The 17,464-nt window shown below is 71.2% G+C and carries 20 protein-coding genes and 1 pseudogene; 12 read left to right on the top strand and 9 right to left on the bottom strand.

The genetic code is table 11. The annotated features are described in order from the left end of the window. Window positions 1-171 precede the first annotated feature (171 nt). From AMK33_RS44105 to AMK33_RS27660, 5 genes and pseudogenes are all read left to right on the top strand, one after another. Window positions 172-291 (top strand): annotated as a pseudogene (locus AMK33_RS44105) (PhzF family phenazine biosynthesis protein); the annotation flags it as partial. A gap of 105 nt (window positions 292-396) precedes the next feature. Continuing rightward, window positions 397-789, top strand: coding sequence for a DUF5959 family protein (locus tag AMK33_RS27675; RefSeq protein WP_073935693.1), 393 nt, complete (start codon window positions 397-399; stop codon window positions 787-789). A gap of 85 nt (window positions 790-874) precedes the next feature. Further along, on the top strand, window positions 875-1,156 hold the full coding sequence (locus AMK33_RS27670; RefSeq protein WP_073935692.1) for a hypothetical protein: 282 nt from the start codon (window positions 875-877) through the stop codon (window positions 1,154-1,156). 108 nt (window positions 1,157-1,264) lie between these two features. Next, complete coding sequence (locus AMK33_RS27665; RefSeq protein ID WP_073935691.1) at window positions 1,265-2,065, top strand: hypothetical protein; 801 nt, start codon at window positions 1,265-1,267, stop codon at window positions 2,063-2,065. Beyond that, window positions 2,058-2,702, top strand: coding sequence for a PhzF family phenazine biosynthesis protein (locus AMK33_RS27660; RefSeq protein WP_073935690.1), 645 nt, complete (start codon window positions 2,058-2,060; stop codon window positions 2,700-2,702). The genes AMK33_RS27665 and AMK33_RS27660 overlap by 8 nt, the downstream gene beginning before the upstream one ends. On the opposite strand, the gene AMK33_RS27655 is transcribed toward AMK33_RS27660, so the two are convergent. Both AMK33_RS27655 and AMK33_RS27650 read right to left on the bottom strand, forming a co-directional pair. After that, window positions 2,687-2,905, bottom strand: a complete 219-nt coding sequence (locus AMK33_RS27655) for a DUF397 domain-containing protein (protein ID WP_073935689.1) — start codon at window positions 2,903-2,905, stop codon at window positions 2,687-2,689. The two genes, AMK33_RS27660 and AMK33_RS27655, sit on opposite strands and share 16 nt — an antisense overlap. After that, window positions 2,902-3,786 carry a helix-turn-helix domain-containing protein gene (locus tag AMK33_RS27650; RefSeq protein WP_073935688.1) on the bottom strand — a complete coding sequence of 295 codons (885 nt, stop codon included), beginning with the start codon at window positions 3,784-3,786 and terminating at the stop codon, window positions 2,902-2,904. The genes AMK33_RS27655 and AMK33_RS27650 overlap by 4 nt, the downstream gene beginning before the upstream one ends. 190 nt (window positions 3,787-3,976) lie before the next feature. Here AMK33_RS27650 and AMK33_RS27645 point away from each other — a divergent pair, with 190 nt between their 5' ends. The 3 genes from AMK33_RS27645 to AMK33_RS27635 are packed head-to-tail and all read left to right on the top strand — an operon-like array spanning window position 3,977 to window position 6,406. Further along, the gene (locus tag AMK33_RS27645; RefSeq protein WP_073935687.1) at window positions 3,977-4,600 is read left to right on the top strand and encodes an ATP-binding protein; all 624 of its coding nucleotides are present in this window, start codon (window positions 3,977-3,979) and stop codon (window positions 4,598-4,600) included. Between the two features lie 44 nt (window positions 4,601-4,644). After that, the gene (locus tag AMK33_RS27640; RefSeq protein WP_073935686.1) at window positions 4,645-5,829 is read left to right on the top strand and encodes an AAA family ATPase; all 1,185 of its coding nucleotides are present in this window, start codon (window positions 4,645-4,647) and stop codon (window positions 5,827-5,829) included. Then, entirely contained in the window at window positions 5,819-6,406 is a 588-nt protein-coding gene (locus AMK33_RS27635) for a DUF4276 family protein (RefSeq protein ID WP_073935685.1), read from the top strand. The genes AMK33_RS27640 and AMK33_RS27635 overlap by 11 nt, the downstream gene beginning before the upstream one ends. 15 nt (window positions 6,407-6,421) lie before the next feature. Here AMK33_RS27635 and AMK33_RS27630 read toward each other — a convergent pair whose 3' ends face one another. Beyond that, window positions 6,422-7,069, bottom strand: a complete 648-nt coding sequence (locus tag AMK33_RS27630; protein ID WP_073935684.1) for a biliverdin-producing heme oxygenase — start codon at window positions 7,067-7,069, stop codon at window positions 6,422-6,424. 130 nt (window positions 7,070-7,199) lie between these two features. After that, the gene (map, locus tag AMK33_RS27625) at window positions 7,200-8,057 is read right to left on the bottom strand and encodes a type I methionyl aminopeptidase (protein WP_073935683.1); all 858 of its coding nucleotides are present in this window, start codon (window positions 8,055-8,057) and stop codon (window positions 7,200-7,202) included. An 83-nt stretch (window positions 8,058-8,140) separates the two neighbouring features. On the opposite strand from map, the gene AMK33_RS27620 reads away from it, so the two are divergent. After that, a complete protein-coding gene (locus AMK33_RS27620) occupies window positions 8,141-8,371 on the top strand; it encodes a hypothetical protein (protein ID WP_073935682.1) in 231 nt (76 codons plus the stop codon). A gap of 20 nt (window positions 8,372-8,391) precedes the next feature. Here the strand turns inward: AMK33_RS27620 and AMK33_RS27615 are convergent, their stop codons facing one another. Continuing rightward, window positions 8,392-9,030, bottom strand: coding sequence for a hypothetical protein (locus tag AMK33_RS27615; RefSeq protein WP_073935681.1), 639 nt, complete (start codon window positions 9,028-9,030; stop codon window positions 8,392-8,394). A 140-nt stretch (window positions 9,031-9,170) separates the two neighbouring features. Here AMK33_RS27615 and npdG point away from each other — a divergent pair, with 140 nt between their 5' ends. Both npdG and AMK33_RS27605 read left to right on the top strand, forming a co-directional pair. Then, window positions 9,171-9,884, top strand: coding sequence for an NADPH-dependent F420 reductase (gene npdG, locus AMK33_RS27610; protein WP_073935680.1), 714 nt, complete (start codon window positions 9,171-9,173; stop codon window positions 9,882-9,884). A 66-nt stretch (window positions 9,885-9,950) separates the two neighbouring features. Continuing rightward, window positions 9,951-10,145 (top strand): hypothetical protein, encoded by a 195-nt coding sequence (locus AMK33_RS27605; RefSeq protein WP_073935679.1) that lies wholly within the window; start codon window positions 9,951-9,953, stop codon window positions 10,143-10,145. On the opposite strand, the gene AMK33_RS27600 is transcribed toward AMK33_RS27605, so the two are convergent. Beyond that, window positions 10,135-10,935, bottom strand: a complete 801-nt coding sequence (locus tag AMK33_RS27600; RefSeq protein ID WP_073935678.1) for a site-2 protease family protein — start codon at window positions 10,933-10,935, stop codon at window positions 10,135-10,137. The genes AMK33_RS27605 and AMK33_RS27600 overlap by 11 nt on opposite strands. A gap of 160 nt (window positions 10,936-11,095) precedes the next feature. Here AMK33_RS27600 and AMK33_RS27595 point away from each other — a divergent pair, with 160 nt between their 5' ends. Then, window positions 11,096-14,377 carry a BTAD domain-containing putative transcriptional regulator gene (locus AMK33_RS27595; RefSeq protein WP_073935677.1) on the top strand — a complete coding sequence of 1,094 codons (3,282 nt, stop codon included), beginning with the start codon at window positions 11,096-11,098 and terminating at the stop codon, window positions 14,375-14,377. Here AMK33_RS27595 and AMK33_RS27590 read toward each other — a convergent pair whose 3' ends face one another. From AMK33_RS27590 to panB, 3 genes are all read right to left on the bottom strand, one after another. Beyond that, window positions 14,378-15,196: an ABC transporter permease gene (locus tag AMK33_RS27590; protein WP_073935676.1), complete on the bottom strand. Its 819-nt coding sequence runs from the start codon at window positions 15,194-15,196 to the stop codon at window positions 14,378-14,380. It abuts the gene before it with no gap. Further along, entirely contained in the window at window positions 15,193-16,221 is a 1,029-nt protein-coding gene (locus AMK33_RS27585) for an ATP-binding cassette domain-containing protein (protein ID WP_201263093.1), read from the bottom strand. Before AMK33_RS27585 ends, AMK33_RS27590 begins: the two co-directional genes overlap by 4 nt. A gap of 275 nt (window positions 16,222-16,496) precedes the next feature. Beyond that, window positions 16,497-17,375, bottom strand: coding sequence for a 3-methyl-2-oxobutanoate hydroxymethyltransferase (gene panB, locus AMK33_RS27580; RefSeq protein WP_073935674.1), 879 nt, complete (start codon window positions 17,373-17,375; stop codon window positions 16,497-16,499). Window positions 17,376-17,464: the final 89 nt, after the last annotated feature.

Raw genomic sequence — 17,464 nt, 5'->3', positions numbered from 1 at the left:
AGTTCAACCGCGATTCGCCAGTTGAGCCGGTCCGGATCGTGATGGGTGGCGGGTACGCCTGCAGGCACGGTCCTTGGTGATCGTGGAGTGTCGAATTGCGAAGGGCCCGGCCGGGACCACACCCCGGCCGGGCCCTTCGCCGTTCTTTCGCGTGCCACACCGAGCCCTCGTTCCGTGTTCGTTGACGACCCCGAGCGTGGGGTGGTCGGCATCTGCATGTCCATGTTGCGTCTGCCCTTCGCCGGTTATTCCTGTGTCAGCGCGGCCCGGCTGAACGCGGTCCCGCGTCTACACGTACTATGCGCTGGCGGGGGCGACGCCGATCCTGGTGCTCAATTTCGGTGACATTGGCCACGGATAAGTGCTTTCTGGTGAACGGCGCAAAGGGAGACGGATATGTTTCCGTTTGAGCTCGTACGGCTGACCGACTTCGAAAACGAAGTCAGGATCACTGTGCAGTCGGCAATGGATGACGCTTCCTGGGAGGCGAGAATCGAGATCACCAGCCTGTTCGTCAAGGGTAGTACTCTCCTCGTTCTCTCCCGGGCCAAGCTGGATTCCTGGGGGCAGGCACTGGAGGCGCTGTCCATGGGGCAGGACATCACGTGGATGCGGACGGCTCGCGGCCCTACGGTGAGCGTCCAGCTCGAAGGCGAACGGGATTGCCCAGAGGTTGTCGTGGAGGACGAATCCATATCTATGGTGACCGTCCGCATCCCGATTGCCCTGGAAGATGGGTGGATCGCCGACCATCAAGTACGGGTCCGCCGCTTCATCGAAAACCTGTGACAGTTGGAAGCGGCAATGGTCCCGGGGACGGGGCTGCCACTCCCTTGAGCATGCGAGGTGGGAAAATGCGGTTCGAGGGGCGACTATGAGGCGTTTCTCCGTAGAGGGACGCGACTACTTCGCGCTCGTCGTCCTGAGTGACCACAACGACTTCGATGCCATGGAAGTGGTGGAGTGGGTCGAGGGCGCACCGGGTGGGACACTGCTCGAATTCCGTATGGATGACACCTCGGCACGGCTGAGTTTCATCCGGCCGGACATCGACATCGCCCTGCTCAGGGCGGCGGTGGACGTCTTCCGGGAGGAGTTCTTCGAACCCAGATGGGCTTCCGGGGCTCCTTGCCCTCCCTGGGGAGAAGCACGGTGAAAGGGGCCAGGGGACGGCCACAAAAATGGTTTCCGCCCGTTCCGGCCGTCACTCAGACTTGACCCCGTGACGAGGTGGACCAGACAGCCCCAGCCGGGAGGCGGGCTGGTGCTGGCCGTTTTAGGTCGGTCCGGTCCGCCCCCGCTGCGTTTCGAGACGGCGGACGGGGGCCGGATGCTGCTGCGGCAGCAGGACCGGCCGTTGCTGCTGGGCCGTGCGCACACCGACGGCTGCTGCCGTGACCTCTCCCTCCACCGCCTCGATGGCTACCGCTCCCCGCTGCCGCCCCTGCGCTCGACCACGCAGCGTTCTGCCATCGACTGGCCCCACCAATACGCTCGTTGGATGGAGGAGTCCCCCGCCCACCCGGTGCATGACGGACGCTGGCACCTGTCCCCGCGGGCCGCGTTCGCCCCGGGTATCTGGACCGAGGACCTGGTACGCGACTGGCCGGGCGGCAGCCTGGAGCTGTACTGCGGCGGCGGCTGGCACGGCGTCCTGCCCCTGCGCCGGCTGTCACCACCCGACGCCCCGCGCGTGAAGGCGTACCGCAAGCACGCCCGCGAGGGCACCCTGGCACCCGTACTGCTGTGGTGGGTCACCTTCCTCGACGGCTGGCTGATCCTCGACGGCCACGACCGTGCCGTCGCCGCGCTGGCGGAGGGCGGGGAACCTCCCTGTCTGGAGCTCATACGACTGACTGGCGACGAGGAGTGGCGGCGGCAACTGGAGTGTCTGACGCACCCGGCGGACGAGGCCCGGCGGACTGCCGTGGAACACCGGTACGCCGACACGGTGGCCTCCCTGCCGTACGACGGTGCCCCGACCTTCACCTGGCCCCTGGCCGGTGGCGCCCCGACCTGGGACGACCTCGCCGCCCGCACGGTGCTTGAATGCCCCCGTGACTGACTACGACGTGCTGCGCGTCTTCTGCGGACCTCGCGGCGGGTACGGCAATGAACTGGGTGTCGTGCGCGACGGTTCCGTGATGCCCGAGCGGGAGGACCGGCAGGCGTTCGCCGAGAAACTCGGCTTCAGCGAGACCGTGTTCGTCGACGACCCCGAGCGCGGGGTGATCGACATCTACACCCCCACCCTGCGCCTGCCCTTCGCCGGCCACCCCTGCGTCGGCACGGCCTGGCTGCTTGACGTGCCCGAGCTGGTCGTCCCCGCCGGGGTGGTGGGCGCCCGGCAGGACGGGGAGTTCTGCTGGATCGAGGCGCGGGCGGAGTGGGCGCCGCCGCGCACCCTGCGCCAGTACGCGAGCGCCGCCGAGGTCGACGACCTGCCCGTGCCGCCGAAGGGGGAGTGGGTCTACGCCTGGGCCTGGCTGGACGAACCGGCCGGCCGCATCCGGGCCCGCGCCTTCCCCGGCCGCGACGACGGCATCGACGAGGACGAGGCCACGGGCGCGGCGGCCCTCCTCCTCACCGACCGCCTGGGCCGAGCCCTGAACATCACCCAGGGCACGGGCTCCCAGATCCTCACGGCCCCCCAGCCGGAAGGGTGGACGGAGATCGGCGGCCGCGTCTACCTGGAACGCTGACCGCTCCACTGCCCGACGAAGACGCCCCAGGCGTCTCGGCCGAAGGGGATCGCCGGGCCGGCCGGGTTCTTGCTGTCCCGGACGGGGGCGAGGGCGGGGACGTTGTGGGCGAGTTCCAGGCACTCGTTGTTGCCGCCGCTGTGAGTACTGCTACGCCACTCCGCGTCCGTCAGGTCTCGTATGCCGTGGCGTGCGGTGTTCATGCTCTGTGCTCCTCGGCCCTGCGTCGGATGACCGTGCGGGATTCCACGGGGGAGAGCGCAGATGTGCGAGCGGCGTCGAACAACTCCTGGTAGCGGGCGACTTCGGTCTCCCGCTCCAGCCACATCGAACCGGTGGGGTTGTCCGCCAGCACCACGTCGAGCGCCGCTTCCTCCTGGAAGCCCAGTACTACGTACGGCCCGAACATACTCGCATGGGCTCCACGGGAGAACGGCAGGACCTGGACAGTCACGTTGGGCTTCTCGGACGCGGTCAGAAGCTGTTCCAACTGCGCCGCCATCACCTCCGGTCCACCGACCTGCTGAAGAAGCACGGCTTCGGACAGCACCGCCCACAGTTCGAGCGGGGAGTCGCTGACGAGGCGTTCCTGGCGGGCGAGGCGTACCCGGACGAACTGTTCGATCTCGTCCGCCGTTTGCCACTGGTGCGAGGCAACGGTCACGGCGCGGATGTACTCCGGGGTTTGCAGCAGGCCCGGCACCAGTTGTGCCTGGAAGGTGCGGATGGTTCCGGCCATGGCTTCGAGCGCGATGTAGTCGCGATAGGTGTCGGCCAGCACCGATCCGTACTGGTTCCACCACCCCTGCCTGCGCCGGCGGTTGGCCTTGCGGGCGAGCGTGCTGAGCCGCCCGCGGAGTTCGGCGTCCGTGGCTCCGTACGCGAGCAGCATCGCGGTCAGGTCCGGGATGCGGACTGTCACGCGGCCGTTCTCGATGCGGCTGATTTTTCCCTTGGTGCAGTCGAGTGCGTCGGCCGCCTGCGTGGTGGTGAGTCCGGCGGCCTCGCGCAGCCGACGTAGTTCGTCGCCGAGTTGGCGTCCGAGGACGGTCGACGGGCTTGAAGCGGTGGTGTTCGCAGACATGGCAACACCTCTAGCAGCGGAATGGATGGGATGTGCGTGCCATAACTCGAAAGGTGGAATATCCGACGCATCTCAACTGGAAACGTTGCTAGTCGGCATGGTGCGCGTTCAACCTGTCGGTGTGTGCCATCCCAACGGGACGCGCAGCAAGCGGATTTCGCCGCAGACGTCGAATCCTGAGGAGATCCCCATGACCTCGTCGAACGACATCACCTTCCGTCTGCCCCGCAGTCGCCGCAGCGTCCCCCGCGCCAGAGCGCTGCTGCACGCCGTGCTCGGCGACTGGGGCGTGGGCCAGGAAACCCTCGACAACGCCGAGTTGGTGCTCTCGGAACTCGTCACCAACGCGTTGCGCGTCCCGGCGCCGGGGGATCGGCAGGTGGGCGTGCGGATCAGCCGTTCCGTGGCGGACGGGCTGCTGCGGATCGAAGTGAGTGACGCCGGAGGCGGGCGGCCCGAGGTGCGGGAGCCCGGCGAGGACGAGACCGGCGGACGAGGGCTGCTCCTCGTCGCGGCGCTCGCCCATCGGTGGGGCTACGAGACGCGCCCCGCCGGGATCGGGAAGACGGTGTTCGCGGAGCTGAAGGCTCCCGACATCGTGGCCGCACCCGAGGTGCGCGAGGTGGCGGCGGTCATGGTCCGGGCCGGGCAGGAGGTCAGGGTGTGGGGCGGGTGGCGCACCGTCCTCCGTGTGCGCAGCGAGCAGTACGCGGCCGGCGGGCCCGCCGTGGTGCTGGAGTTCGACAGCGGCCCGGCGCTACGGGTGCACGCGGCCGAGCCGCTGGCCGTACGGACCGGAGTGCGCTGCCGATAATGTGGCGCAGTGTACATGTGGCAGTTCGGAGAGGAGGTGGCAGGGTGATCACGCGGATCGAGATCGACGGGTACAAGTCGTTCGACGACTTCGCCCTCGACCTGTCGCCGTTCACCGTCCTGGTGGGAGCCAACGCCTCGGGCAAGTCCAACCTGCTGGAGGCCGTCGACCTGCTGGGCCAGCTGATCCGGGAGCCGACCGGCCAGACCCTGGTCGACCACGCCCGCCGGGGTGGCCCGAAGGAACTGTTCCGGCGCGGGCCGGACGGTGCGCCGGTCGGGGGCATGCGGTTCGCCGCCCATGTGCTGGTGCACGGTGACACCGGGTACTGCCATCTCCGGGTCGAGGCCCGGGTGACGTACGTGGATCCACCGGACCCCCTGCGCGTCGACACCGAGGTGCTCAACGTCCATGACCACTACGCGGGCGCGGACTGGACCCCGCCCGCATTGCCGTACTTGAACCTCGACGAAACCGGTCAGCTGCACTGCACGGAAGTCCCCGTACAGGACGCCGCGTACCGCAGGGAGCTGGCCGGGGCCACCAGGAACTGGCGGATCCTCGAACCTTCGCCGAAGGCGATGCGCGTCGTCTCCTCCACGTACGACACCGCGCCCCTCGCGGAGGACGGCAAGAACCTCGGGGCCGTCCTGGGGCGGATCGCCCGGGACCCGGAGCGCTGGTACGACTTCCGCGCCGACGCCGTGGCGCTGCTCCCCGACCTCGTGGACATCACGGTGGAGGCGAACGCCGAGTGGGGGCAGTGGGACGTCTGGCTCCAGCACCGGCACGAGCACCGTGTGATCCCTGGCGCCGCGTCGGCGGGCACCCTGCGCGTTCTGGCGCTGCTCGCCGCGGCCCACGACCCCGCACATGAAGGGCTCCTCCTGATCGAGGAACCCGAGAACGGCCTCCATCCCACCCGGGTCCCGCAGCTGCTGTCCCGGCTCAAGGGCAGAACCAGCGACCCGGCGACGCTCACCGCCGGTGACGGAAGGCAGATCCTGATCACCACCCACTCGCCGGTCGCGCTCGCCGCCGCGCTGGAGGACGCCCCGGACTCGGTGGTGTTCCTGGACACCGTGACCCGGTTCGGTGACGGTCATCCGCCCCGTCGGCTGAGCCGGGCGCGGAAGGTGGCGGAGAGCGGCGAGCGCGGGACGTTCGTCACCCCCCTCGAAGTGCGGAAGTACCTCGATCCCCTGGGACGGTACGCGCGTGGGGCGTAGGTATCTCAGTCTCGCCCTCCTGACGGAGGGGGCCAGTGACCAGTGGTTCCTCGTTCCGCTCGTCGACCGGCTGATCGCCGAACTCGCCCTTGAGGCGCCGGTCGGCTTCGACTACTCGGGAGTGGTCGCCGGCGAGTGCTTCACCGTGGCGCACCGGGACCTGGTGGCGCGTGAAGTGACCGACCTGCTCCGCTACTTCGACATCGTGATGGTCCACCACGACCACAACGAGCGGGGCAAGGTCGATGCCGTCCGTGAGCGGTTCCCCGACGACGCGCACCGCATCGTGGCCCTGGTGCCCGTGCGGGAGACCGAGGCGTGGATGCTGGCGGACCCCGAGGCGCTCAGCGAGGCCGCACCCACGCGTGACGCCGCGTGGGAGCTGCCGTACGACGTGGAGAAGGTGGCCGACCCGAAGGCCGTGCTGAAGGCGGCACTGGGCGGGCGGCGCGACGCGGAGCGGGACTTCGGCCGGCTGGGGCAGACGGTCGCGCTCGACGCGCTGAGCAAGGTGCCCGCGTACCGGCGCTGGACCACTGAGTTGCGCGGGGCCATGGAGCGACTGCGGTTCCTGTGACCCCGGCCACCGGAGTCACGCCGACAACGGGAACTCCTCGCCCAGCGCCCGGAACACGTCCGTGTTCAGCGCGAACGCCCGCTTGCACTCCGCCACGATGCGCTGCTTCTCCAGGTCGTCCACCGGGACCGAGTCCAGGAGTTCGCGGTAACCCCGCTTGAAGGCCGCAGGGTTGGAGATCTCCTCGAAGACGTAGAAGCGGACGCCGTCGCCCTTCCTCGCGAAGCCCCAAGTCTTCTCCGCCTTGTCGCGGATGATCTGGCCGCCGGAGAGGTCGCCGAGGTAGCGGGTGTAGTGGTGGGCGACGTAGCCGGACGGCCAGGCGCGGGCGCACTCGGTGACTCGGGCCGCGTACGTCTGCGTGGCGGGCAACGCGGTCAGCGACGAGCGCCAGTCGGGGCCGCGCAGGTGGGCCAGGTCGCGTTCCAGGGAGGGCAGGCGGAACAGTTCCGGCCGGACGAACGGGCCCGCCACCGGGTCCGGGGTCAGCCGTTGCGCTTCGGACTCCAGGGCCTCGTACACGAACCACAGCTGCTCGGTGTAGCGCGCGTACGCGTCCACGCCCAGTCGGCCGCCGAGCAGATCGCTCATGAACGTCGACGTCTCCGCCTCCATGTGCTGCTCGTGGGAGGCGGTGCGGATGAGGGTCGAGAAGGAGTCCATGGGTTCAGATCTTCTATGGTTAGGCTTACCTAAGTCAATGGCTTGCCGACGGACTGTCGGTAACTCCCCACCCTGCCACGGCATGGGAAAGCCCGCCCCCCGAGGCGGAGGGCGGGCAGGTCGGGCCGCCCTACGGCAGCGTCAGGATGTCCGCGCCCGTGTCCGTCACCACCAGCGTGTGCTCGAACTGCGCCGTGCGCTTGCGGTCCTTCGTCACGACCGTCCAGCCGTCGTCCCACATGTCGTACTCGTGGGTCCCCAGCGTCAGCATCGGCTCGATGGTGAAGGTCATCCCCGGCTGGATCACCGTCGTCGCGTGCGGACTGTCGTAGTGCGGGACGATCAGGCCCGAGTGGAAGGACGAGTTGATGCCGTGGCCGGTGAAGTCACGGACCACGCCGTAGCCGAACCGCTTCGCGTACGACTCGATCACCCGGCCGATGATGTTGATCTGCCGGCCCGGCTTGACCGCCTTGATCGCGCGGGCGAGGGACTCGCGGGTGCGTTCCACCAGCAGGCGGCTCTCCTCGTCCACCTCCCCGACCAGGTACGTCGCGTTGTTGTCGCCGTGCACCCCGCCGATGTACGCCGTCACGTCCAGGTTGACGATGTCGCCGTCGCGCAGCACCGTCGAGTCCGGGATGCCGTGGCAGATCACCTCGTTGACCGACGTGCACAGCGACTTGGGGAAGCCGCGGTAGCCGAGCGTCGACGGGTAGGCGCCGTGGTCGCACATGTACTCGTGCGCCACCCGGTCCAGTTCGTCCGTCGTCACGCCGGGCGCGATCAGCTTCGCGGCCTCCGCCATCGCCCGCGCGGCGATCCGGCCGGCGGTGCGCATCGCCTCGATCGTCTCGGGCGTCTGCACCTCCGGACCGGTGTACGGCGTCGGGGCGGGCTTGCCGACGTATTCGGGACGACGGATGTTCCCGGGCACGGAACGGGTGGGGGACAGCTCCCCAGGGGCGAGCAGCGACTGGCCAGACATGCCAGCGAGTCTAATTCAGCGGCGACGGGGGACCATCTTCCTGGCGAGACGGTGAGACGGTGAGACGGTGAGAGGAGCCGGTCATGCCCCTGTTCAAGAAGCGGACGGTCGGAAAGCCGGGCGAGTGGTACTACTGCCTGGAGCACAAGAAGGTCGAGGAGGGGCCCGACTGTCCCGGCAAGGACCGCTTCGGCCCGTACGCCAGCCGCACCGAGGCCGAGCACGCCATGGAGACGGCCCGCGAGCGCAACCTCCAGTGGGAGAACGACTCCAGGTGGCGCGACGCCCCCGCGGGCGAGCGGGACGACGACTGACCGCACCGGCGCGGGCCGCGCTACCAGCGCGTCGGCGGCGGGGCCGTCAGCAGGTCGGCCAGCCGCGACAGGCGGTCCCGGAAGCGGCGGGGGCCCCGGCGGGCCGGCAGCGCGTTCTCGCCGGCCGCCGCGCTGACCAGGTGCTGCACGGTGTCCAGGTCCAGCTCGGAGCCGTCGGGCACGGGCAGGATCTCGTGGGCCATCGCCGGGAGCTCACCCTCACCGGGGCCCAGCGACAGCACCGTCGCCCCGGCCCGGCGGGCGTCGCACACCCGTTCCAGGAGCGGGGCGGCCACCTCCCCGGCCGCTTCCCCGGGCGCCTCTGCGGCCGTCTCCCCGGGCGCGACCACCAGCAGCGTCTCACCCCGCCGCGCCGCCTCCAGGCGCCCCAGGCCCACCGCCAGGTGCGCGGGGTCCGAGGGGCGCGCGTCGTGCCGTACGAGCGTGGGGGCCAGCTCAGGGGTGCCCGACCAGGCGGCCTCGTCCGCCAGGTGTGCCGCCAGATGCCACGGCTCGTACGCCGGTGTGCCCACGAGCAGCAGCCCGCCGCCGTGCGAGACCACCGACCCGCGCAGCGTCCCCGCGAAGTGCCGGGTGGCGCCCAGCCATTCCGTCCCGGCGAGCACTTCCCGCAGCAGCGCGACCCGTACCGCGTCCATGCCGCCGCATCTTTCCCCAACCGCGTCGCCGCGGACCGGTGTTCGGCCCGGATTCGCCCGAACCGGGGACACGGTCCCGGACCGCGTGACAGGGCTCACGTACACCGGGCACGGCGCCGTCACGGACGTAGAGTCGGGCCATGACCTCCAGTGACAGCGCACAGCCGCCCGCGAAGGCCCCCGCCAAGGACCCCTGGGACCTGCCCGACGTCTCCGGGCTCGTCGTCGGCGTGCTCGGCGGCACCGGGCCGCAGGGCAAGGGCCTGGCCTACCGGCTCGCCAAGGCCGGCCAGAAGGTGATCATCGGCTCCCGCGCCGCCGAGCGCGCCCGGGACGCCGCCGAGGAGCTCGGACACGGCGTCGAGGGCGCCGACAACGCCGAGACCGCCCGGCGCAGCGACATCGTGATCGTCGCCGTGCCGTGGGACGGCCACGGCAAGACGCTCGAGTCCCTGCGCGAGGAGCTGGCCGGCAAGCTCGTCGTGGACTGCGTCAACCCGCTCGGCTTCGACAAGCAGGGCGCCTACGCGCTGAAGCCGGAGGAGGGCAGCGCCGCCCAGCAGGCCGCCGCGCTGCTGCCGGACTCCCGGGTCACCGCCGCCTTCCACCACCTGTCCGCCGTACTGCTCCAGGACCCGGAGATCGACGAGATCGACACCGATGTGATGGTGCTCGGCGAGGTCCGGGCCGATGTCGAGACCGTGCAGGCGCTCGCCGGGCGCATTCCGGGCATGCGGGGCGTCTTCGCCGGGCGGCTGCGCAACGCCCACCAGGTGGAGGCGCTGGTCGCCAACCTGATCTCCGTCAACCGCCGCTACAAGGCACACGCCGGGCTCCGCGTCACGGACGTATGAGGCGATGGGGGACACTGGAGGCCGTAGCAGTGCCGTAGCAGTGTCCCCCGACAGGAGCCCCCAGCCATGCCCCGCCTCGCCCTCTACGCCCTCGCCGTCTGCCTCCTCACCGTCGCCGCGGCCGTCGTCTCCTTCGTGCGGGGCAGCGTGTTCATCGGCATCGTCTGGGTGCTGCTGGCGGGACTGTCGTCCAACATGACCTGGTACTACCTGCGGCGCGGGCGGACGGCGGCGGCGCGGGACGGCTCCGTCACGGGCTGACCGAGCAGTACCCGCTCGTCTCCCGCCAGAAGCGGAACAGGTCGTAGCCGCAGTACGTGTCGAGCTCGTCGATGCCCAGCGTCCCCAGCAGCGAGTCGATCACGTCGAAGAACGCGCCGTTCACCGACGGCACCCACAGCAGCGCGAACACGAACAGCAGACCGAACGGGGCGAACGGCTCCACCTGCCGCCTCACGCCGTACGACAGCCAGGGCTCGATCACGCCGTAGCCGTCCAGGCCCGGAACCGGCAGGAAGTTCAGGATCGCGGCCGTCACCTGGAGCAGCGCCAGGAACGCCAGCGCGAAGCGGAAGTCGGCCGGTACGCCGTCCAGCGCGCCCAGCCAGAACGGCGCCGTGCACACGATCGCGAACAGCACGTTCGTCAGCGGGCCCGCCGCCGAGATCAGACTGTGCCGCCAGCGCCCCCGGATCCGGCCGCGCTCGATGAACACGGCACCGCCCGGCAGGCCGATCCCGCCCATGATGACGAAGACGACCGGGAGCACGATGCTCAGCAGGGCGTGCGTGTACTTCATCGGGTTCAGCGTGAGATAGCCCTTCGCGCCGACCGATATGTCGCCGCTGTGCAGGGCGGTGCGCGCGTGCGCGTACTCGTGCAGGCACAGGGAGACGATCCAGGCGGCCGTCACGAACAGGAACACGGCCACGCCCGGCTGCTCGGCGAACCCGGTCCAGGTGGCCCACCCGGTGACCGCCGTCACGGCCAGGATGCCCAGGAAGACCGGGCTGATCCTCCGGTCGCTGTGACGGGTGGCGGCGGTGGTCATGGGGCTCCTCGGACGGTCGGGCGCGGACGGGGACCGCCCGACGGTACCGGGCGCACGGTGAAAACGTCTCGCGTCGGCCGCCGGTTCCGCGCAGGGTGGGAACGACCACACCGACCACGCCGACCGGGCTCCGTGCCCCCCGCCGGCACCACCGGAGACAATGGACCCCGTGCGCTACCGCATCCTCGGCACCACCCAGGCACTCCGCCCCGACGGCACCGTCGTCCCCGTCGGCGGGGCGCGGCTGCGTGCCCTGCTGACCGTGCTCGCCCTGCGGACCGGGCGCACCGTGCCCGTGGGCCTGCTGGTCGACGAGGTCTGGGGGGACGCCGATCCGCCGGCCGACGCCACCGGGGCGCTCCAGGCCCTGATAGGGCGGCTGCGCCGCACGCTCGGCGCGGACCAGATCGCCTCCGTCGACGGCGGCTACCGGCTGACCGCCGCGCCCGACGACATCGACCTGCACCGTTTCGAGCGGCTGGCCGGCGACGGCCTGCGCGCCCTCGCCGACGGCGACCCGGCGAAGGCGGCCGTCGTCCTCGACGACGCCCTCGCCCTGTGGCGCGGCCCCGCCCTCACCGGCCTGCCCGACCGCACCGCGGAGGCGGCCCGCCTGGCGACCCGGCACCTGGACGTGCTGCGCGCCCGGCACACCGCCGCCCTCGCCCTCGGCGACGCCGAGCAGTCCCTGCCCGAGCTGACCGCACTGTGTGACAGCCACCCCCTCGACGAACCCCTCCAGGCGCTGCGGCTGCGCGCCCTGCGCGACACGGGCCGCACCGCCGAGGCCCTGGCCGCCTACGAGGACGTACGACGCCTGCTCGCGGACCGTCTCGGCTCCGACCCCGGCACCGAACTGCGCGCACTGCACGCCGAGTTGCTGAAACCCGGGCCGGCGCCCAAAAGCCGGGTCGGTGCGCCGCCCGGCAACCTGCGGGCCCGGCTGACCTCGTTCGTCGGCCGGGAGGCCGACATCGAGACCATCCGCGCCGACCTCACCGCCGCCCGCCTGGTGACCCTGCTCGGGCCGGGCGGGGCCGGCAAGACCCGGCTGTCGCAGGAGGCCGCCGAGACCGTACGGCAGACCCTCCCCGACGGCGTGTGGCTCGCCGAACTCGCTCCGGTCGACGACCCCGAGGCCGTCCCCGAGGCCGTCCTCACCGCCGTCGGCGCCCGCGAGACCGTGCTCTACGGCGCCGGCGCCGAGAGCATGCGGGCCGTCACCGACCGGCACGACGACCCGGTGGAGCGCCTCGCCGAACACTGCGGCCCGCGCCGCATGCTGCTGATCCTGGACAACTGCGAGCACGTCGTCGAGGCCGCCGCCCACCTCGTCGAGGCGCTGCTGGAACGCTGCCCCGAGCTCACCGTCCTCGCCACCAGCCGCGAACCCCTCGGCGTGCGCGGGGAGTTGCTGCGGCCGGTGGAGCCGCTGCCCGAGCCGGTCGCGCTGCGCCTGCTCGCCGACCGGGGGGCCGCCGCCCGCCCCGGTTTCCGCACCGACGCCGACGACGGCACCGCGGCGGCCTGCGCGGAGATCTGCCGCCGCCTCGACGGACTGCCGCTGGCCATCGAACTCGCCGCCGCCCGGCTGCGGATGCTCACCCCGCGCCAGATCGCCGACCGGCTCGACGACCGCTTCCGGCTGCTCACCTCCGGCAGCCGCACCGTCCTCCCCAGGCAGCAGACCCTGCGGGCCGTCGTCGACTGGTCCTGGGACCTGCTCGACGCGGACGAACGCGACGTACTGGGCCGCCTGTCGGTCTTCGCGGGCGGCTGCGACCTCGCCGCCGCCGAGGCCGTCTGCGGACCGGCCGCGCTCGACGCGCTCGGCTCCCTCGTCGACAAGTCCCTGGTGGTGGCCGCCCCCTCGGGCGACGGCGAGATGCGCTACCGGCTCCTGGAGACCGTCGCCGAGTACGCCGGCGAACGCCTCGACGAGTCCGGCCGGCGCCCCGAGGCCGAGCGGGCGCACCTGACGTACTTCCGTGAAGTCGCCCGCACCACCGAGCCGATGCTGCGCGGCCCGAACCAGGTGGCCGCCATCGCACTGCTGGAGCGGGAGTACGAGAACGTGCGCACGGCCCTGCGCCACGCCCTCGCCCTGCGCGACGAGCAGGAGGCACTCTGCATCTGCCTGTCGCTCGTCTGGTACTGGCAGATGCGCGATCTGCGCATCGAGGCCCGCAACTGGTGCTCCGAGGTCATGGCCCTCGCCCCCGACCCGTTCACCGAACCGGTACGGCCCGCCGTACCGCTGTGGGAGCGCTGCACCGACGCCCCGCCCCCGATGACCGGCGAACTCCTCGCCGAGGCCCGCCGCGGGGTACACCTGGCCCATCTCGCCCACATGGACACCGAACTCGACGACTGGCAGACCCCGCAGGCCCAGCACAAGCTGCGCCTCGTCGGCGCGACGTACGAGCCCGGCATGCCGCAGGCCTGCCGGCCGCCCGGCCTGCTCTGGGTGTTCGCCGTGATGCTGACCGGCGACATGGAGCGGCTGCGCCACGTGGTCGACGCCGCCATCCGCACCTGCCGGGAGAACCCCGGATTCGAATGGGAGCTGGCCTCCAACCTCCAACTGCGCGCCAACTTCCTGGCCAACCGCAGCGACTGGGCCGGCGACGCCCGCCGCGACGCCGACGAGGCCCTGGAGATCCACCGCCGGCTCGGCGACACCTGGGGCATCGCCGAGGCCCTCTCCGCGCGCGGCGAGGCCCGCGAACAAGCCGGCGCGTACGAGGCCGCCGCCGCGGACTACGAGGTGGCGATCGAGTACGCCGACCGCCTCGGCGCCCGCGCCCACACGGCCGTGCTCACCGCCCGGCTGGGCAACGCGCTGCTGGAGGCGGGTGAGGCGGAGCGCGGTGAGCGGCTGCTGCGCGAGGTCATCGACGACACGCGCGGCCGGCATGCCGAGGCCCTGCCCGCCGCCCGGCTCTTCCTGATCGGCTGGCTGTGCACGACCGGCCGTACGGCGGAGGCCCGGCAGAATCTGCGGGAGTTGCGCGAGGAGTTCCGCATCGCGCACTACGTCGTCTTCGACGCGTTCATCCTCGGTGCCGAGGGCTGGCTGGAGGTGGCCGACGGCAACGACGAGCAGGCCCTGGTCGTCCTCCGCGAGGCGATCCGGCAGGCGGGCGATCCGCTGTCCGCCGCCATGGCACCCCATATGCGCTCGGCGTACGTCACCATGGGCGCCGCCGCCCTCGCCGGAGTCGACGGCGGACGGCACGCCCGGGACGCGGGCCGCTGCCTCGGCGCCGCCGACTCCTGGCTGCCGCCCGAGCACAGCCCCCCGCGCATGGAACGCGAGGCGCGCGAACGCGCCGAGGCGCGCATTCGGGCGGCACTCGGCGACACGGCGTACGACACCGCGTACGCCGAGGGCGCCGGCCTCTCCCCGGACGAGGTCGACGCCCTGCTCGAAGCGGAGTGATCAGCTCTTCGTACGGAACTTGTGGATCGCGACCGGTGCCATCACCGCCGTGATCCCCACCGACCAGGCCAGGGTCATCCACAGGTCGTGGGCGACCGGGCCGCCCACCATCAGCCCGCGCGCGGCGTCCGCCAGCGCGGACAGCGGGTTGACCTGGGTGAAGGACTCCAGCCAGCCCGGCATCGACTGGGTCGGCGCGAAGATCGACGAGCCGAACTGCAGCGGCATCAGCACCAGGAAGCCCATCGCCTGCACCGACTGCGCGTTCTTCATCACCACGCCCAGCGTGAGGAAGATCCACATCAGTGCCGAGCCGAACACCGCGGACAGTCCCACGGCGGCGAACAGCCCCGGCCAGTTGTTGATGTCGAAGCCGACGAGCACACCGACGACCATCAGGATCGCGGTGGCGATCAGCATCCGCACCATCTCGACCGAGATCTTCGCGAACAGCACCGAGCCGCGCCCGATCGGCAGCGACCGGAAACGGTCCATGACCCCGGTGTTGAAGTCCTGGTTGAACCCGGTGCCCACTCCTTGGGCCATGTTCATGCCCATCATGGCCATCAGGCCGGGCACGATGTACTGCACATAAGCCTCCTGCCCGCCGCCCAGCGACTGCCCGATGGAGCCGCCGAAGACGTACACGAACAGCAGGGTGAAGACGATCGGGAACAGCACGGCGTCGAACATCGACTCCGGGTCCTGCCGTATCCACAGCAGATTGCGGCGCACGAGCGCCCCGGTGTGCCGCAGATGGGCGCGCAACGGGATCCGCGCGTCCGCGCGGAGGTCGGTGGTGGCGGTGGCGGCACTCATACGGCGACGACCTCCTCGTGGGTCTCGGCGGGTACGGCGTCCTGCGGGGCACTGGCACGGTGGCCGGTGAGGGACAGGAACACCTCGTCCAGGCTGGGCAGTTCGGTGGTGATGGAGCTGAGGGTGATGCCGCGCGCGGTGACCGCGCCGACCACGGCGGTCAACTGCTCGTCACTGAGCACCGGGACGAGCACGGCACCCCGCTCGGTGTCCACGGTGGTCGTGGCGAGCCCGGTGATGCCCAGCGTGTCGAGGGCGTCCGCCAGCGGGCGCAACTGCAGCGGATCGGCCGGGCGGACCCGCAGCGTACGGCCGCCGACCTTGGCCTTCAGCTCCTCGATGCCGCCGCTCGCGATGACCTTGCCCCGGTCCACGACGGTCAGCTCGGAGGCGAGCTGCTCGGCCTCCTCCATGTACTGGGTGGTCAGCAGCACCGTCACCCCGTCCCCGACCAGCCGCTTGACCTCGTCCCACACCTCGTTGCGGGTACGGGGGTCCAGTCCCGTGGTCGGCTCGTCCAGGTACAGCACGGCCGGCCGGCCGATCATCGAGGCGGCCAGGTCGAGGCGCCGCCGCATACCGCCCGAGTAGGTGGCCGCCGGCCGGCGGGCCGCCTCGGTGAGCGAGAACCGCTCCAGCAGCTCGTCGGCGCGGGACCGCGCCTCCTTGCGGGACAGGTCGAGCAGCCGCCCGATCAGATACAGGTTCTCCCACCCCGGAAGCTTCTCGTCCACGGAGGCGTACTGCCCGGTCAGCCCGATCACCCGGCGCAGCTGCCTCGGCTGGCGCACCACGTCGTACCCCGCGACGGTGGCGTGCCCGGCGGTCGGCGTGAGCAGGGTGGACAGGATCCGTACGAGCGTGGTCTTCCCGGCCCCGTTCGGCCCGAGCACCCCCATCACGGTGCCCTCACGCACATCCAGATCGACCCCGTCCAGCGCCTTGGTCCCGCCGTAGTGCTTGACCAGCCCCCGCACGGTGACGGCGCTCCCCGCGCCCCCCAGGTCCTTGTCGTTTCGCGTCATGCCAAGAACCCTCCCAACCCCCACCGACAAACCCCCGACATCCCACCGACAGCCCTCCTACGCCCTCCGCGGGCAGCCGCATGCAGCGTCAGCCGCGGGCAGTCGTGCCTCCCCCAGTGCCTCGAGGGCCTGGGAGGTGCCCCCAGCGGCACGGGTGGGCGCGACGGCACCCCGTTGGCGCCGGGCAGCGCGAACACCCCCCGCCCAGCCCGGACATGCGTCGGCCCCGCCGACGGGGGAAGATCGACGGGGCCGACAGGTGGTGCGACAGTGGCTCAGTGCACGGAGTGCGCTTCCTCCGGGAAGGTCCCGCCGACCACATCCTCGGCGAACGCCTTCGCCGCCCCGCTCATGACCTCACGCAGATCGGCGTACCGCTTGACGAACTTGGGCACCCGCCCCCCGGTCAGCCCCAGCATGTCGGTCCACACCAACACCTGCGCATCCGTGTCCGGCCCGGCCCCGATCCCGACGGTCGGAATGTGCAGCACCCGAGTCACCTCGGCCGCCAGCTCCGCCGGCACCAGTTCCAGCACCACCGCGAACGCCCCCGCGTCCTGCACGGCCTTCGCGTCCCGCAGCAACTGCTGCGCCGCCTCCTCGCCCCGCCCCTGCACCCGGTACCCCATCGCGTTCACCGACTGCGGCGTCAGCCCGATATGGGCCATCACCGGGATCCCGGACTCCACAAGCAGCTCGATCTGCCGGTGCGACCGCTCGCCGCCCTCCAGCTTCACGGCACCGACGCCGGCCTCCTTCACCAGCCGGGTCGCCGAGCGCAGCGCCTGCACCGGACCCTCCTGGTAGGAGCCGAAGGGCAGGTCGCCCACGATCAGCGCGCGCGAGGTCCCGCGCACGACCGCCGCCGACAGCATGGTCATCTCGTCGAGGGTCACGGGCACGGTGGTCTCGTACCCGAGGTGGCAGTTGCCGGCCGAGTCACCGACGAGCATGACCGGGATGCCGGCCTCGTCGAACACGGACGCGGTCATCGCGTCGTACGCGGTGAGCATGGGCCACTTCTCGCCGCGCTCCTTGGCGGCGGCGATGTCGCGGACAGTGATACGGCGCGTGCCCTTGCCCCCGTACAGCGTCGCTCCGCCGGAGGGGGAACCGGACGTCGTCCCGGTCTGGGCAGCCGAAAGCTGCGTCATTGAACCGTCTCCCAACACGTCATCTCGAGGCGCCCTGACGGCGTCCCCGGACCACGTCCATGGTGGCACCTCGCCCCGACGAGGGCCAG

The organism is Streptomyces sp. CB02400 (assembly GCF_001905725.1).
Taxonomy (GTDB): Bacteria; Actinomycetota; Actinomycetes; order Streptomycetales; family Streptomycetaceae; genus Streptomyces; species Streptomyces atrovirens.
This window is presented reverse-complemented; position numbering and strand designations above follow the sequence as displayed.

Bases quoted from the DNA above. Each gene is read 5' to 3' on its own strand.
- AMK33_RS27675 (WP_073935693.1), top strand. From the start codon at position 397: ATGTTTCCGTTTGAGCTCGTACGGCTGACCGACTTCGAAAACGAAGTC.
- AMK33_RS27670 (WP_073935692.1), top strand. From the start codon at position 875: ATGAGGCGTTTCTCCGTAGAGGGACGCGACTACTTCGCGCTCGTCGTC.
- AMK33_RS27655 (WP_073935689.1), bottom strand. From the start codon at position 2,905: ATGAACACCGCACGCCACGGCATACGAGACCTGACGGACGCGGAGTGG.
- AMK33_RS27650 (WP_073935688.1), bottom strand. From the start codon at position 3,786: ATGTCTGCGAACACCACCGCTTCAAGCCCGTCGACCGTCCTCGGACGC.
- AMK33_RS27645 (WP_073935687.1), top strand. From the start codon at position 3,977: ATGACCTCGTCGAACGACATCACCTTCCGTCTGCCCCGCAGTCGCCGC.
- AMK33_RS27630 (WP_073935684.1), bottom strand. From the start codon at position 7,069: ATGGACTCCTTCTCGACCCTCATCCGCACCGCCTCCCACGAGCAGCAC.
- map (WP_073935683.1), bottom strand. From the start codon at position 8,057: ATGTCTGGCCAGTCGCTGCTCGCCCCTGGGGAGCTGTCCCCCACCCGT.
- AMK33_RS27620 (WP_073935682.1), top strand. From the start codon at position 8,141: ATGCCCCTGTTCAAGAAGCGGACGGTCGGAAAGCCGGGCGAGTGGTAC.
- AMK33_RS27615 (WP_073935681.1), bottom strand. From the start codon at position 9,030: ATGGACGCGGTACGGGTCGCGCTGCTGCGGGAAGTGCTCGCCGGGACG.
- npdG (WP_073935680.1), top strand. From the start codon at position 9,171: ATGACCTCCAGTGACAGCGCACAGCCGCCCGCGAAGGCCCCCGCCAAG.
- AMK33_RS27605 (WP_073935679.1), top strand. From the start codon at position 9,951: ATGCCCCGCCTCGCCCTCTACGCCCTCGCCGTCTGCCTCCTCACCGTC.
- AMK33_RS27600 (WP_073935678.1), bottom strand. From the start codon at position 10,935: ATGACCACCGCCGCCACCCGTCACAGCGACCGGAGGATCAGCCCGGTC.
- AMK33_RS27595 (WP_073935677.1), top strand. From the start codon at position 11,096: ATGGACCCCGTGCGCTACCGCATCCTCGGCACCACCCAGGCACTCCGC.
- AMK33_RS27590 (WP_073935676.1), bottom strand. From the start codon at position 15,196: ATGAGTGCCGCCACCGCCACCACCGACCTCCGCGCGGACGCGCGGATC.
- AMK33_RS27585 (WP_201263093.1), bottom strand. From the start codon at position 16,221: ATGACGCGAAACGACAAGGACCTGGGGGGCGCGGGGAGCGCCGTCACC.
- panB (WP_073935674.1), bottom strand. From the start codon at position 17,375: ATGACGCAGCTTTCGGCTGCCCAGACCGGGACGACGTCCGGTTCCCCC.